The organism is Mesorhizobium sp. Cs1299R1N3, assembly GCF_037179625.1.
Classification (GTDB): Bacteria; Pseudomonadota; Alphaproteobacteria; order Rhizobiales; family Rhizobiaceae; genus Mesorhizobium; species Mesorhizobium salmacidum.
In genome coordinates this window covers 179273-192162 of sequence record NZ_JAPYKQ010000006.1, presented here as the reverse complement: position 1 = coordinate 192162, position 12890 = coordinate 179273, and the positions used below count along the sequence as shown (strand labels likewise).

Annotated in this window: 11 protein-coding genes and 4 pseudogenes; 7 read left to right on the top strand and 8 right to left on the bottom strand. The window is 63.7% G+C overall.

Going from position 1 to position 12890, the window contains the following annotated elements:
• Window positions 1-108: 108 nt before the first annotated feature.
• The 6 genes and pseudogenes from O7B34_RS16115 to O7B34_RS16090 all read right to left on the bottom strand — a co-directional run.
• Window positions 109-984, bottom strand: coding sequence for an SMP-30/gluconolactonase/LRE family protein (locus O7B34_RS16115; RefSeq protein ID WP_337146975.1), 876 nt, complete (start codon window positions 982-984; stop codon window positions 109-111).
• Window positions 984-1622: a 2-dehydro-3-deoxy-6-phosphogalactonate aldolase gene (locus tag O7B34_RS16110; RefSeq protein ID WP_337146974.1), complete on the bottom strand. Its 639-nt coding sequence runs from the start codon at window positions 1620-1622 to the stop codon at window positions 984-986. The genes O7B34_RS16115 and O7B34_RS16110 overlap by 1 nt, the downstream gene beginning before the upstream one ends.
• The gene (locus tag O7B34_RS16105) at window positions 1619-2572 is read right to left on the bottom strand and encodes a 2-dehydro-3-deoxygalactonokinase (RefSeq protein ID WP_337146973.1); all 954 of its coding nucleotides are present in this window, start codon (window positions 2570-2572) and stop codon (window positions 1619-1621) included. The genes O7B34_RS16110 and O7B34_RS16105 overlap by 4 nt, the downstream gene beginning before the upstream one ends.
• The gene (locus O7B34_RS16100; protein WP_337146972.1) at window positions 2569-3336 is read right to left on the bottom strand and encodes an SDR family NAD(P)-dependent oxidoreductase; all 768 of its coding nucleotides are present in this window, start codon (window positions 3334-3336) and stop codon (window positions 2569-2571) included. The genes O7B34_RS16105 and O7B34_RS16100 overlap by 4 nt, the downstream gene beginning before the upstream one ends.
• 165 nt (window positions 3337-3501) lie before the next feature.
• Entirely contained in the window at window positions 3502-4851 is a 1350-nt protein-coding gene (locus O7B34_RS16095; protein WP_337146971.1) for a putative bifunctional diguanylate cyclase/phosphodiesterase, read from the bottom strand.
• Window positions 4852-4969: 118 nt separating this feature from the next.
• Window positions 4970-5098 (bottom strand): annotated as a pseudogene (locus O7B34_RS16090) (LysR family transcriptional regulator); the annotation flags it as partial.
• On the opposite strand from O7B34_RS16090, the pseudogene O7B34_RS16085 reads away from it, so the two are divergent.
• Window positions 5039-5361 (top strand): annotated as a pseudogene (locus O7B34_RS16085) (Atu4866 domain-containing protein). The pseudogenes O7B34_RS16090 and O7B34_RS16085 sit on opposite strands and share 60 nt — an antisense overlap.
• A 15-nt stretch (window positions 5362-5376) precedes the next feature.
• On the opposite strand, the gene O7B34_RS16080 reads toward O7B34_RS16085, so the two are convergent.
• Window positions 5377-7212 carry a GtrA family protein gene (locus O7B34_RS16080; RefSeq protein ID WP_337146970.1) on the bottom strand — a complete coding sequence of 612 codons (1836 nt, stop codon included), beginning with the start codon at window positions 7210-7212 and terminating at the stop codon, window positions 5377-5379.
• A 122-nt stretch (window positions 7213-7334) separates the two neighbouring features.
• Here O7B34_RS16080 and O7B34_RS16075 point away from each other — a divergent pair, with 122 nt between their 5' ends.
• The 3 genes from O7B34_RS16075 to gshB all read left to right on the top strand — a co-directional run bounded on the left by O7B34_RS16075 (window position 7335) and on the right by gshB (window position 9730).
• A complete protein-coding gene (locus O7B34_RS16075; RefSeq protein WP_337146969.1) occupies window positions 7335-8336 on the top strand; it encodes a glycosyltransferase in 1002 nt (333 codons plus the stop codon).
• A gap of 3 nt (window positions 8337-8339) precedes the next feature.
• Window positions 8340-8714, top strand: coding sequence for a GtrA family protein (locus O7B34_RS16070; protein WP_337146967.1), 375 nt, complete (start codon window positions 8340-8342; stop codon window positions 8712-8714).
• A 71-nt stretch (window positions 8715-8785) separates the two neighbouring features.
• Entirely contained in the window at window positions 8786-9730 is a 945-nt protein-coding gene (gene gshB / locus O7B34_RS16065; RefSeq protein ID WP_337146966.1) for a glutathione synthase, read from the top strand.
• Window positions 9731-9740: 10 nt separating this feature from the next.
• On the opposite strand, the gene O7B34_RS16060 is transcribed toward gshB, so the two are convergent.
• Window positions 9741-10115 (bottom strand): cupin domain-containing protein, encoded by a 375-nt coding sequence (locus tag O7B34_RS16060; protein WP_337146965.1) that lies wholly within the window; start codon window positions 10113-10115, stop codon window positions 9741-9743.
• 417 nt (window positions 10116-10532) lie between these two features.
• Between O7B34_RS16060 and O7B34_RS16055 the strand changes: the two are divergent.
• The 3 genes and pseudogenes from O7B34_RS16055 to O7B34_RS16045 all read left to right on the top strand — a co-directional run bounded on the left by O7B34_RS16055 (window position 10533) and on the right by O7B34_RS16045 (window position 12889).
• Window positions 10533-11145: pseudogene (locus O7B34_RS16055) on the top strand (class I SAM-dependent DNA methyltransferase).
• Between the two features lie 259 nt (window positions 11146-11404).
• Window positions 11405-11509: pseudogene (locus O7B34_RS16050) on the top strand (ATP-binding protein); the annotation flags it as partial.
• A gap of 63 nt (window positions 11510-11572) precedes the next feature.
• Window positions 11573-12889, top strand: coding sequence for a recombinase family protein (locus tag O7B34_RS16045; protein WP_337146964.1), 1317 nt, complete (start codon window positions 11573-11575; stop codon window positions 12887-12889).
• Window position 12890: the final 1 nt, after the last annotated feature.

The following is a 12890-nucleotide window of genomic DNA, read 5'->3' as shown; positions in this document are numbered from 1 at the left end:
CCTAGCATCGCACGGCCGACGCAAACGGCTTTCGCGAAACCGACTCAAGCCGGACGCCTGCGTGACAGCACCACGATAGATATGCGCGGAGCCAATCGCCCGGCCTGTTCAGGCGATCAGCACGCGCGGTTCGAAGCGGCCGTTGACGGGAATATCGAGGACGAACGTCATGCCGGCCTGCGGATCGAGCTGGCGCTGCTTGTCGTCCTTGCCCTTCCAGGCCGACGTCACCGCCAGCCGGTCGGCGTTCCTGCCGACAAAGGCCGGGCACGAGGGCTGCGTCACCGGCATCGCAACTTCGCGCAGCAATGTTCCGTCGGGCGAATAGGCCTTGACCGCCTTGCCGCTCCAGACGGCGTTCCACAGCACGCCGTCGCGGTCGACGACCGATCCGTCGACATAGCCCTTGGACGAGCGATGGTCGACGAACACTTTTGGTTCTCCAGAGGGCAGGCCGCTCGCCGGATCGCAGGCGACGCGCATCAGCAGGCCGGTCGAGGTGTCGGTATAATAGGCGAGCGCGCCATCCCCGGAGAAACAAATCGAGTTCGACACGGTGATGCCGGAGAACAGCTTGCGCAGTTCGCCCTTGAAAAACCAGTAGATCGCACCGGCGCCCTTTGCCTCGCTCTTGCCCATCGTCCCCATCCACAAGGCGCCGCAGGGATGGACACGGGAATCGTTGGACCGGGTAAGGGGGTTGTCCGCCTCGACAGGCGTATGCAGCGTCATCTGGCCGGTCGCGACGTCGCGGACGAAGAGGCCGGTCTCGGTGGCGATCAGCTGGCGCTTGTCGTCGATGATGGCGATGGCGCTCGCCATCTGGCCAAGCTCGTGGATCTTCAGCGCACCACCGGCCACGGGCTTTTCCAGGAGCTGGCCGTTGACGATGTCGAACCAGAACAGCGCATCGGTGGCGGGATCGTAGCTTGGCCCTTCGCCGAGCTCGCAGACATGATCGGAAAAAACCGAAACCTCGTTCATCATGCGTCTCCGAATGCTACGTCCCAGGCAGCGACGGCGGCGTGAGCGCGCGCCGCCACGTCATCGACGCTCATGCCTGGCTTGAACAGGCTGGAGCCAAGTCCGAAGACCGTCACACCAACCGCCTTGTAGCCGGCAAAGTCCTTGTCCGAAACGCCGCCGACCGCGCCGACCAGCGTCTGCGCCGGTAGCACGGCCCGGATCGCGGAAATACCCGATGCGCCGAGCACGCTGGCGGGAAAGAATTTCAGCGCCGAGGCGCCGAGCCGGATCGCCTGGAAGGCTTCCGTGGGGGTAAACACGCCGGGCATGGTGACCATGCCGTATGTCCTGGCACGGCCCATGACCTCGGCATCGATGTTGGGGCTGACCAGCAGCCGGCCGCCGGCCTGGTGAAGATTGTCGACGTCGGCCCCCGTAAGCACCGTGCCGGCGCCGACCAGGGCGGTTTTCGGCAGCACTTCGACAATCCTGGCGATCGACGAGAACGGCTCGGGCGAGTTCAGCGGCACCTCTATCGCCTCGATGCCGGCATCGAACAGCGCCTGGCCCATGGCGATCGCCTCAGTGGGCTTGAGGCCGCGCAGGATAGCGACCAGGCCGCGCTTGAGTTTTGGAAAGGGTGCGGTCTGGCTCATATGGCGGCTCCACTTCTGGCAATCATGCCATTCTCCCGCGCGGCCTCGATCAGCCCGGCGCGTACTGCTTCGTCGGCGTCGACGGTGCGCACACCTAGCCCGGCAAGGCCGAGCGCAGTCTGGTAAAGCACCGCCAGCGCGCCCGAGGCAACCAGCACGACCGATGTCGCGCCGGCGCCATGGCGGCGCCGGGCGGAGGCGATCTCGCCGCCGATCAGCAGGCCCGACAGGCAGGCGGCCGCATCATCGCCCTTGAGATCCTGGAGCAGGCCGGCAGCGCGGATGGCAAACAGCCGCGAGGTGACATCACCACCCTCGCCCAGTGCTGTTTCGCACCAGCGGCGGAAGAACGGATTGTCGGGAGCAACCGGGCTGGGATGTTCGCCCAGCGAATGGCGCAGGATCGAGTGCGCGGCAAGCACGGAAAACAGCTCGCCCGTCGGCCAGGTGCCGAAGCCGGCGACGGCGCCATCCTCGACCAGCACCCATTTCGAATGGGTGCCGGGCATGCAGACCAGTTCGCGGCCTCTGGCCGGCAGGCCAGCGCCGGCAAGCTGCGTCTCCTCGCCGCGCATGACGTCGGGCGCGTCGGCCAGGCGCTGGGCAAGGCCGGGGACGATGCGGATGTCGCGTTTCTGATCTGGCACCCGGGCGGCGACGCCGAGAATGGCGCCGAGCGGCGACGGCACGCTGACATAGGGCGCCTCCAGCCAGCCCTGGCGGGAGCCGGCCATGCCGCAGATGATTACGGGCAATTCCTCCGGCGCTCCCATCGCCGCCAGATGGCCCTCCAGGATATTGGCAAAGCCCTTTTCGCGCGCGGTGATCAGGCCATCGTCGCCGCGACGCTCGGCAAGCACCTTGCCGCCGCCGTCGATCAGCCAGGCCCGAAGCCGGGTCGTGCCCCAATCGAGCGCCGCGACTGCCGGAACGTTGCTGGCTGGGCTCATAGGAAGCCACCATCGACGATCAGCATTTGCGCGGTCAGCATCCGCGAGGCGTCCGAGGCCAGGAACAGCACCGTGCCGACCATGTCGTCCGGCCGCATGACGTCCCTGATGCATTGCTTGGCGACATGGGCGGCAAGCGCCTGTTCGGTCACCCAGCGCTCCTGCTGCCGCTCGGTGATCACCCAGCCGGGCGCGACGGCGTTGACGCGGATGCGGTCGGGACCAAGCTTGCCGGCCAGCCCCTTGGTGAGGCCGAGTATGCCCGCCTTGGCGGCGGTATAGGCCGGCATGTCTGGATGGTTGATCAGGTAGGAGGTCGAGGTGAAATTGATGATCGAGCCGCCGCCGGCCCGCTTCATGCCCGGCGCCACGGCCTGCGCGGTGAAGAAATGCGGGCGCAGGTTGATGGCGAGGTTGTTGTCCCAGAACTCGACGGTGACGTCCTCGACGGCATGGCGTTCGTCCCAGGCGGCGTTGTTGACCAGCACGGTGACGTCGCCATGCGCCTCGGCCGCCCTTGCCGCAGAGGCGCGCAGCGCCTCGACGTCGCGCAGATCGGTCTTGAGGTAGAGCGGTCGGTGGCCGAGCTCCTTCTCGATGCGGTCGGCGAGCGCGGTGCTCGGCGCGTCGGCGATGTCGAGGAAGGCGACCTTGGCGCCTTGGCGCATGAATCCTTCGGTCAACGCCGCGCCGATGCCGGAGCCGCCGCCGGTGATCAGCACCGAAGCGCCTTCGAGGTCGGCAAAACGCGCCGATGGCATCATGAGTTTCGTCTCCCGGGTCAACCGGCGCGCATCCTAGCCAGACACGTCCGGCGGGCAAGGGCGAAAAGACGCTATTTCGGGCTTATGTCGGACAAAAAGGCCTGGCGATGGCGCGAGACCCGCCAGCGGCATCGCCGCTTGGCCGGCATCGCCGAATTTAGCCGCTCAGATCGCCTTGGCGCGCAAGGCGCCACGAAAGGAATCGCGGAGGTAGCCCAATGTAGCGTCGGCATCGACCGGCTTGCCGAAGAGATAGCCCTGCCCGCCGGCGCAACCGAACTGGACCAGCCGGTCGGCCTGCGCTTCCTCTTCGATGCCTTCGGCAACCACGTCCATGCCGAGCCCTTCGCACATGGCGAGAATGGCCCGAATGATGTGTTCGGACGGCCGGTCGTCGAGAATGGAGGAGACGAAGGCGCGGTCGATCTTGAGCTTGTCGAAATGAAACTCGCGCAGGCGGCCGAGCGAGGACTGGCCGGTGCCGAAATCGTCGAGCGAGACACGGATACCGACGCGGCGCAGATCCTCCACGATCTGCGCGGCCGAGGCAGGGTCGTTCATCAGGCCGGTCTCGGTGATCTCGATCTCCAGCCGGCGCGGATCGAAACCGGTGCGGTCGAGGATCGCCAGTATGTGCAGGCCGGTGTTCTGATCGACGAGCTGCGAGGGTGACAGGTTGAAGGACAGGAACAGGTCCTTCGGCCAACTCCTGGCGGCTTCCGTCGCCTTGCGCAGCACCAGCTGCGACAGCGGGCCGATGATGCCGCGCTCCTCGGCGATCGGAATGAAGACGGTCGGCGGCACCGCGCCGAGGTCGCGGTCGGTCCAGCGCGCCAGCGTCTCGAAGCCGATGGTGCGGCGCGTGGTGAGGTCGACGATCGGCTGGAAATGCGGCTCCACCTCGCCGGCGGAGACGGCGCGGCGCAGCGCCTGCTCGATGCGGGTGACGCGCTTGGCGGCCTCTTCCATCTCGCGGGTGTAGACGACTACGCGGCCACGGCCGGAGCGCTTGGCATGGTAAAGCGCCGTTTCGGCCTTGTTGATGAGGATCTCGGTGGTCTCGTCGCCGGAATAGAACAGCGAGCAGCCGACAGAGGCGGAAAGCCTGGCGGTGCGTTCGCCGACATCATAGGGCGCCGACAGGATCTCGATCAGCATGCGGGATTTTTCCGCCGCCGCCTCTTCCGAGAATACCAGGGGATAGAGGAAGGCGAATTCGTCGGCGCCGATGCGGCAGACCGTCGAATGACCGTCCATCGAGGCACGCAGCCGCATGGCGACCTGGATCAGGATGTCGTCGCCGGCCTTGTGGCCGAACAGGTCGTTGATCGGCTTGAAGCCGTCGAGGTCGAGAATGCCGACGGTGAAGGGTGCGGGATCGTCGGCGCGGTCGCTGATCAGGCGGTCGACCTTGTCGAAGAAGCGGCGATGATTGCCAAGCCCGGTCAACGGATCGGTGAACGCCAGATCCGTGCTTTCCCTGTTTGCCTGACCGGTGCCAAACGGAGTTTGCATCGGTGTCCCTGCTCGTCCCTGCTTTTGTCGTCGGAATTTATTTCGAGACTGGCAGCAAACCCTTTAGGAAACGTATCGCGCCAACCGATTTTCGAGACTCGCGAACGATCCCACGATGCTATCTGAAGCGCTGCAGGTGATCGACAAGGGCGAGCAGCTTCGGCGCCAGGTTGCGACGGCCTGGATAATAAAGATAGAAGCCGGCAAAGCGTGGGCAGTAGGTCTCCAGGATGGGCACCAGAACACCGACCAGAAAATCATAGCTCAGCCAGCGCAAAGCCATCCCTATGCCGGCATGTGGGTGACAGCCGATGGTCATGTCCGTCACAAGCTGCTTCCAAATGGCCGCTACGACGAAGCGCGTGGGACCCGGGAAAGCGCGTATCGGGGCGTTACGAAGTCCGGGGAAATCACATCGACTATTGGGACGATGCCGGATTCACCGCCGATGGCAGGTTCGTCGACGGCGTGCTGCATCACGGCGGCATGATCTTGTATCGGAAGGAGTAGCGGCTGCCGGTTGGATCAGCCGCCGAGCCGGACGCGGTAGAGTTCCAGGGGGCTGCCCCTGGTCTCCGCCACCGGCTCCAGCCATTCCGGCACGCTGCCGCGCATCAGACCGGCCAGAAAACCGTCCGGCGCCCTGGCCGCGAACAGCCGGCTTTCCGGGTTGCCGCGGCAGAGCGCGACAAGGCCGACATGGTGGCTTTCGACGACGGCTTTCGCGTCGGTGGCCGAGCCCAGCAAGGCGTCGAACACGAGCAGGTTACCGGCGACGTTGCGATGATAAGGCCCGGCGAACACGCGATGACCGGTAAAGGCGAGGATCGGCGAGCCAAGATTGGAGATGGCAAGCACCGTGGCGGGGGCCATCGCGCCAAGCACGGCGAACGAAGCCTTGCTGTTGCAGGGCGCATCGACACCGGCATCCCTGGCGGGAGCAGCGGTTGCGAAGGCGCTCGATGCCGCTTGAGCGGCACCCGACCAGATGGCGTTGACCGAGATCAGCCAGGCCGCCGCCATCCTGAGCACGGAACCACTGGACGGGCTGGCTTCTGCCCGCTGCCGCCATTTGGTGATCCAGGCCGAAAGCGGGATCACCGCGAAGGCGATGGAGAAGGTCGAGCCGCGCACTTCCCAGGCACTGACCAGGACCGCCACCACCAGCAGTGCGGCGACGAGGCTGTCCTGCCGCCGCCAGCCGCCATGGCTGAAGCGGAGCGCCGTCAGAACGATCGCCACCAATGGCGTGGCAAAACGCGCCACCGCCCTGGCCGGATCGCCGGCGACAAGCTGGACGATCGACTGCGCCTCCTCGATATAGCCGAGCCACATTTGCTGCAGGCGCGGATCGAGATGGGCATAGGGCGCCGCCAGGCATTGCGGAAACACGAGCACCACGACGAGAGCGACAGCGACGGCGAGCAGGCCAAGCGACATCAGGCGCCGGGCGGCCGTCGCGTTGGCGGCCTTCCATGAAGCAATGATTGCCAAACCGGCGCCGGCAAGCCCGGTGACGGCGAACTGCACGACCGAGAACGTGTCGCATTGGGCCTGGCCCCAGGACGAGACGGGGATGGTTGCGGCGAAGATGAGAGCCGAGGCGCCGGCGACGCCGAGGCCGAAATCCCTGGCGATCAGCCTTTCACCCTCCCGATTGCCGAGAAACAACAGCGCGACGACGGCGCCGAGGGCTCCGGCATAGGGCGCGCTTTCCATGCCGATGGCGAGGGTCAGCGTGGCGCAAATGCCCGCGACGAGGGCAGCCGGCCGATGCGTTGGCGCCTCGAGCAGCAAGGCGAGGCTCGCCAGCGTCAGCATCAACTGGACATTGTGATGATCGAGCGCGCCGGGAGAAAAAATCCCGATGTAATACAAGGCCGCCCCGCCGACGACGGCGGCGGGCAACACAGCGGACGGGCCGGCGAAAGCGCGCGCGGCGCGGATGGTCAAGAAGATCGCGAGCCAGAACTGCAGGGCGGGCCAAAGTATCTGCACGACATGTTCGGCCATGGCGGTGCTGCCTGTCAGGGCCGAAACGGCAAGGATGCTCAGCGCCAGCGGCGCGTCGAGCAGCCGCGACCAGTGCATGACGAAGCCGCCTTCGAGACCCATCCTGTACTGGTGCAGGTCGAACCAGCCCTGGCCCGCCAGCAGGTCGCGGACCTCGACCAATTGCAGCAGGCTGTCATTGTCGCCCGCCGGATTGGCCAGTTGCGGGAATCCCTGCTGGACCTCGAGCGCCAGCAGCAGCAAGGCGGCAAGCAACGCGAATCCGATATCGGACTTCCAGGTGGAAGTTCCCCTTGCCGTGCCCATCCCGATCGCCCTTGGCGTGAATGCCGGGCCTTTCCAGGCCAATCGACACTCGTGAAGTCGGTCTTAAACCTAGCCTTAACGGCTTCAATAAATAGTAAAACCGCCTGAACGCGGCCGGTTTCCGGAGCGCGGCCGCATGGTCGACAAGGCATTCGGAGACGAAAATGCCGCAAGACATCAGCCGTGAACCCACCATCGCCGTGCTCCTGCCTTGCTACAATGAGGAGCTGACCATCGCCGAGGTGGTGCGGCGGTTCCGCGAGACGCTGCCTGCGGCAACCATCTATGTCTACGACAACAATTCAAAGGATCTGACGGCCCTGCGCGCCCGCGCGGCCGGCGCCATCGTGGTTCGCGAGCCGCGCCAGGGCAAGGGCAATGTGGTGCGGCGCATGTTCGCCGACATCGACGCCGACATCTATCTGATGGCCGATGGCGACGGCACCTACGCGCCCGAAGACGCACCGCAACTGATCAACACGCTCTTGACCGAGCGCTGCGACATGGTGGTGGGCACCAGGCGCGGCGTCACCGACGATGCCGGCCGCGCCGGCCATGCCTTCGGCAACCGTGTCTTCAACAGCCTCTACAAATGGCTGTTCGGCGACGATTTCACCGACATCTTCTCCGGCTACCGCGTCTTCACCAGGCGTTTCGTCAAGAGCTTTCCCGCCGTGTCCGGCGGCTTCGAGATCGAGACCGAAATGTCGGTGCACGCCTCGCAGCTCAAATTGCCGGTCAGCGAAATCGCGCTCGACTACGGACGCCGGCCGGAAGGCTCGTCGTCGAAGCTGTCGACCTTCCGCGACGGCGCCAGGATCCTGTGGATGTTCGCCATGCTGATGAAGGAGACGCAGCCGCTGCGCTTCTTCGGCGCCTTTTCGCTGTTCTTCCTGGCTTCGAGCCTGTTCCTGATGGCGCCGGTGCTGGTCGAATTCGCCGAAACCGGCCTTGTACCGCGCATGCCGACATGGGTGCTGTCGGTCGGGCTGCTGCTTCTGTCCATGCTGGCGGCGGTGACCGGACTGATCCTCGATTCGGTCTCGCGTGGGCGCGCCGAACAGAAGCGGATCTTCTACCTCTCCATGCCTTCGGGCCGGGTCGAGCGCCGCACGGGCGATTTGGTTCGGAAGCCTGAACGGGGCAAGGCCTCCCGCGCGGCCTGAACGATGCAACGCGTCGTCCGCTTTGTCTTCGCAGGCGGCATCGGTTTCGTCGCCGACGCGGCGGCGCTGTGGCTGCTACTCGCCGTCACGCCGCTCGGGCCCTTCGTCAGCCGCATGCTCTCGATCGGCCTTGCGCTCTGCGTCACCTGGCAGATCAACCGGCATCTGACCTTCTCGCCGTCGAGCAGGGGAGTGACACAGGAAGGCGCCCGCTATGGCGGCGTCGGCGTCGCCACCAGCATCGTCAACTACGCCGTCTACTCGGCGATCCTGCTGGTGCTGCCGGCGGCGCCACCACTGGGCGCGCTTGCCATCGCATCGCTGGTGGCCATGACGCTGTCCTTCCTGGGTTACTCGCGGCTGGTCTTCGACCGTTAGCGGCGTGGCCCGATTGGCAGAAGGCGCCGCGACCCTTATATCGCATGCGTTGACTGCGTTGGGGATCCGCCATGAAGCTCAAAATCGCCGTCCAGATGGACCATGTCTCCACCGTGTCGATCGCCGGCGACACCTCGTTCGCGCTGTCGCTCGAAGCGCAGCGGCGCGGCCATCAATTGTTCCACTACACGCCAGACCGGCTGTCGCTGCGCGACGGCAAGGTTTTTGCCCGCGTCGAGGAGATGCAGGTGCACGACGAGAAGGGCAGCCACTACTCGCTGGGCGAAAAGGTGCGCACCGACCTGTCGGAGATGGACGTCATCCTGCTGCGCCAGGATCCGCCCTTCGACATGAACTACATCACCACGACCCATATCCTCGAGCGCATCCATCCGAAGACGCTGGTCGTCAACGACCCGGCCTGGGTGCGCAACAGCCCGGAAAAGATCTTCGTCACCGAGTTTCCCGACCTGATGCCGGACACGCTGATCACCAAGGATCCGCTCGAGGTGGCCGCCTTCCGCAAGGAGTTCGGCGACATCATCGTCAAGCCGCTTTACGGCAATGGCGGCGCCGGCATTTTCCATCTGCTGGAAGCCGACCGCAACCTCGCCTCGCTGCTCGAAATGTTCGGCCAGCTGTTTCGCGAGCCCTATATCGTGCAGCGCTACCTGAAGGATGTGCGCAAGGGCGACAAGCGCATTATCCTGATCGACGGCGAGCCGGTCGGCGCCATCAACCGGGTGCCGGCCGAGCACGATTCCCGCTCCAACATGCATGTCGGCGGCCGCGCCGAGAAGACCGAGCTGACCGAACGCGAGCGCGAAATCTGCGCCCGCATCGGACCGTCGCTGAAAGAGCGCGGCTTCATCCTGGTCGGTATCGACGTCATCGGCGACTACATGACCGAAATCAACGTCACCTCGCCGACCGGCGTGCGTGAAGTGCAACGCTTCGGCGGCGCCGACATCGCCAGCCTGTTCTGGGACGCCGTCGAAGGCAAACGCAGGAAATAGCGCCTATATCCTACGATGGTCGGGCATACTGTTCGGCGCTCATGACTTCGATGCAGACGAAGCGTTCGTTGCCTTCCACCCAGGCATCGTGGCCCGGCGGAATCGTATAGGACGTGCCTTGCTCGAAGGTTTTCTGGGTTCCGTCATTCATTTTGACGGTGATGGTTCCCGAGACGACGTAGCCGACATGCGAAACCTGACAACTGTCGGTCTTGACCACCGGCTTCACGCATTCGGACCATTTCCAGCCCGGCTCCATGTTGAGCCGGCCCAACGTATAGCCGGGAAGACGCACCACTTCGACGCGCGTCTTGTTCGGCGTGCGAACTTCGTCCGGGCTGTTGTGAGACTTGGACGCTAATTTGGTGACTTCCACACCGGCCATGTCATCCTCCCTGTACTCGACGCGGAGCCTGACGTTGCGATTGTCGGAACCGCGACCGGATTCATATCCCAAATGGGGCCGGCATACAATTATAAGCAGTTTCTAAAATGCCTGTTGACTGTGCCCGCTCTTCTCCGGCGGCGCCGGGCCGAACAGCCTGTTTTCATTTTGTCTTAACCATGTTCCGCTTTCTGCAACCGCATACAAGCGCTGTGCAACCGGGGCGGTTACAGGTTCCGGAGGTGTTCCGGGTTTGATCGGGGGCTGTCGGTCAGCGATAGCAGGCGGTCGCCCCGCCTGCTCGACCAGCGTGGGCTGTCCGACCATCTCAAGCGCGATATCGGCATGCTCGACGGCCACGCGCCTTATGGCAGTATCCGCTGAGCGCAATCTGGCGGACAGGGACAGGAGGGAACGATGAATATACCGGCGAAAACCCTGGCACAAGAGCCGCCGGACGATCGAGTCGTACGAGGACTACGCGGTCCGTTATGACGAGATTGTCGGGCATATCCCGCATCCGAACGACCGGGCCGCGCTCGAGCGCGCCGCGGCGATCATCGGGCCGGGCGGCCAAGTCCTGGAGATCGGGTCCGGACCGGGCCGCGATGCGGATTTCCTGGAGGGCCTTGGCGTCAAGGTCCGCCGAACCGACGCCACGCGGCGCTTTCTCGACCTGCAGGCGGCGCGCGGCAAGACCGGCGAACGCCTCGACGTGATCACCGACGAGCTTGGCGGTCCCTACGACGCGGTGGTGGCGCTCGCCGTGCTGATCCATGTGCCTCGCGACCAGATCGACCAGGTCCTGGCGAAGATTGCGCGTTCATTGCGGCCCGGCGGTGCCTTTGTCGTCTCGATGCGCGACGGCGACGGCGAAACGGGCGGCAGATACCTTACTGTCGACTGGCGCAAGGACGCCTTCGCCGCGCGCATCGAGGCCGCCGGCATGGAGCTTGTCAGCCACAGCTTCCGCGTCGGCAGGAAGCAGCGGGGATGGAACACCTTCCTGGCGGTGAACAGCGCGCGCTGACCGACCGTTTCCGGCGCGGGTTGCCGCGCGTTCGCCCTCATCCCGTGCCGCTCAATCCGGGGCGTTGCGAACACTGGAAGACCCGCGCACAAGGCAACAGGCTGACACGGACGACAGTGACCCCATCCGACGGTATGCACCCGTTTGCCTTTGTTCTTGTATTGTTCTTGCCTAAGCCTGAAATCTGTGGTTGTCTTGAGCTGACGTCGCTCGCGGATTGTTCACAAGGGCTGGGGCGAGCCGGCATCGGGGGCAGAATATGGTGGCGCGGGTTCGTACGGTCGCTTTCCAGGGCATCGAGGCCGTGCCGGTCGACGTGCAGGTGATGATCGCGCCCGGCAAGGTCAACATGCAGATGGTAGGGTGGATTAATTAATTTCTCACCGGTACGTTGAGCTGGAATCGGGGCCGGTTTACAAGCTCTTTCATGGAACCAGGAAGCTCCGGACCGGCGGCATATTCGTACATTCGAATGTCGACAGATATTCAGTTGCGGGGTGACAGCCTCCGCAGGCAAGAACAAGCCTCGAAAAGGTACGCCGAGCAGCATGGTCTGCGACTCATCGAAGACTTCAAGCTTGAGGATATTGGCGTATCGGCTTTCAAAGGTGCCAACGTCACCTCCGGTTCGCTGGGCAGATTTCTCGACCTAGTTAAGGCAGGAGACATTGCCAAAGGGTCCTACCTGCTCGTCGAGTCATTGGACCGGATAAGCCGCCAACAAGTCCTTGATTCCGTCCCGGTGTTTTTCGATATCGTGAAAAGCGGGATCAACGTCGTAACCCTCGCAGACAATCACATCTACCGGGCTGGAGACACCAATTTCGCCGATGTGATCTACTCGGTCGTTGTGCTTGGACGAGCTTACGAGGAGTCAAAAACCAAGAGCATCCGTGTAGGTGCAGCCTGGGCCAACAAGCGGCAAAACGCTGGAAACAAGAAGCTCACAAGGGTTGCCCCAGCATGGCTTTCACTTCGCGAAGATCGCACCCAATTTGACGTCATTTCCGAGCGCGTCGACGTCGTTCGACATATTTTTCAAATGGCGGACGCTGGGCACGGGTCATACGTGATTGCACGGCGTCTCAATGAGTCAGGTGTGCCAACATTCACCAAGTCCAATGGCTGGCATGAGTCGTACGCTACCAAAATTCTGAATAGCCGCGCCGTATTGGGCGAATTCCAACCTCATCGATTTGATGAGCACGGAGAACGAATTCCCTTCGGCGACTCGGTGCTGAACTATTTTCCCAAAATTATCGAGGAGGCCCAGTTCCTTAGAATCCAGGCATCTCGGCGAAAGAGGTTGGTCGAAGGCGCTGGACGGAAAGGCCCTGAGTTCCGGAACCTTTTTACCAAGATAGCTAAGTGCGACTATTGCGGTGCCCCAATGCGGTTCGTCCACAAGGGTTTGCCGCCGAAAGGCACACAGTCACTCAGATGTACCAATGCGGTACGCAAGTTGGGGTGCGTGAACAGCAGTTGGAAATACTCCGATTTCGAGACATCGTTCCTGTACTTTGTCAAGGAGATCGACCTCACAGCCACTTTGAACGCAGCGACTGAGAATTCTGAACGGGCCTCGGTTGAACAGCAGGTCTCCGCCATTGAGGAAAAGATCCTCCAGCTCCGAGCAAAGCGCGAACGGATATTTGAGCTTCTAACCAGTCCGGGCGCATCGATGGCATTCATAATGGGCAAGCTCGACGAATGCGAAAGCCAAATCGTCAAGAGGAACAACTAGC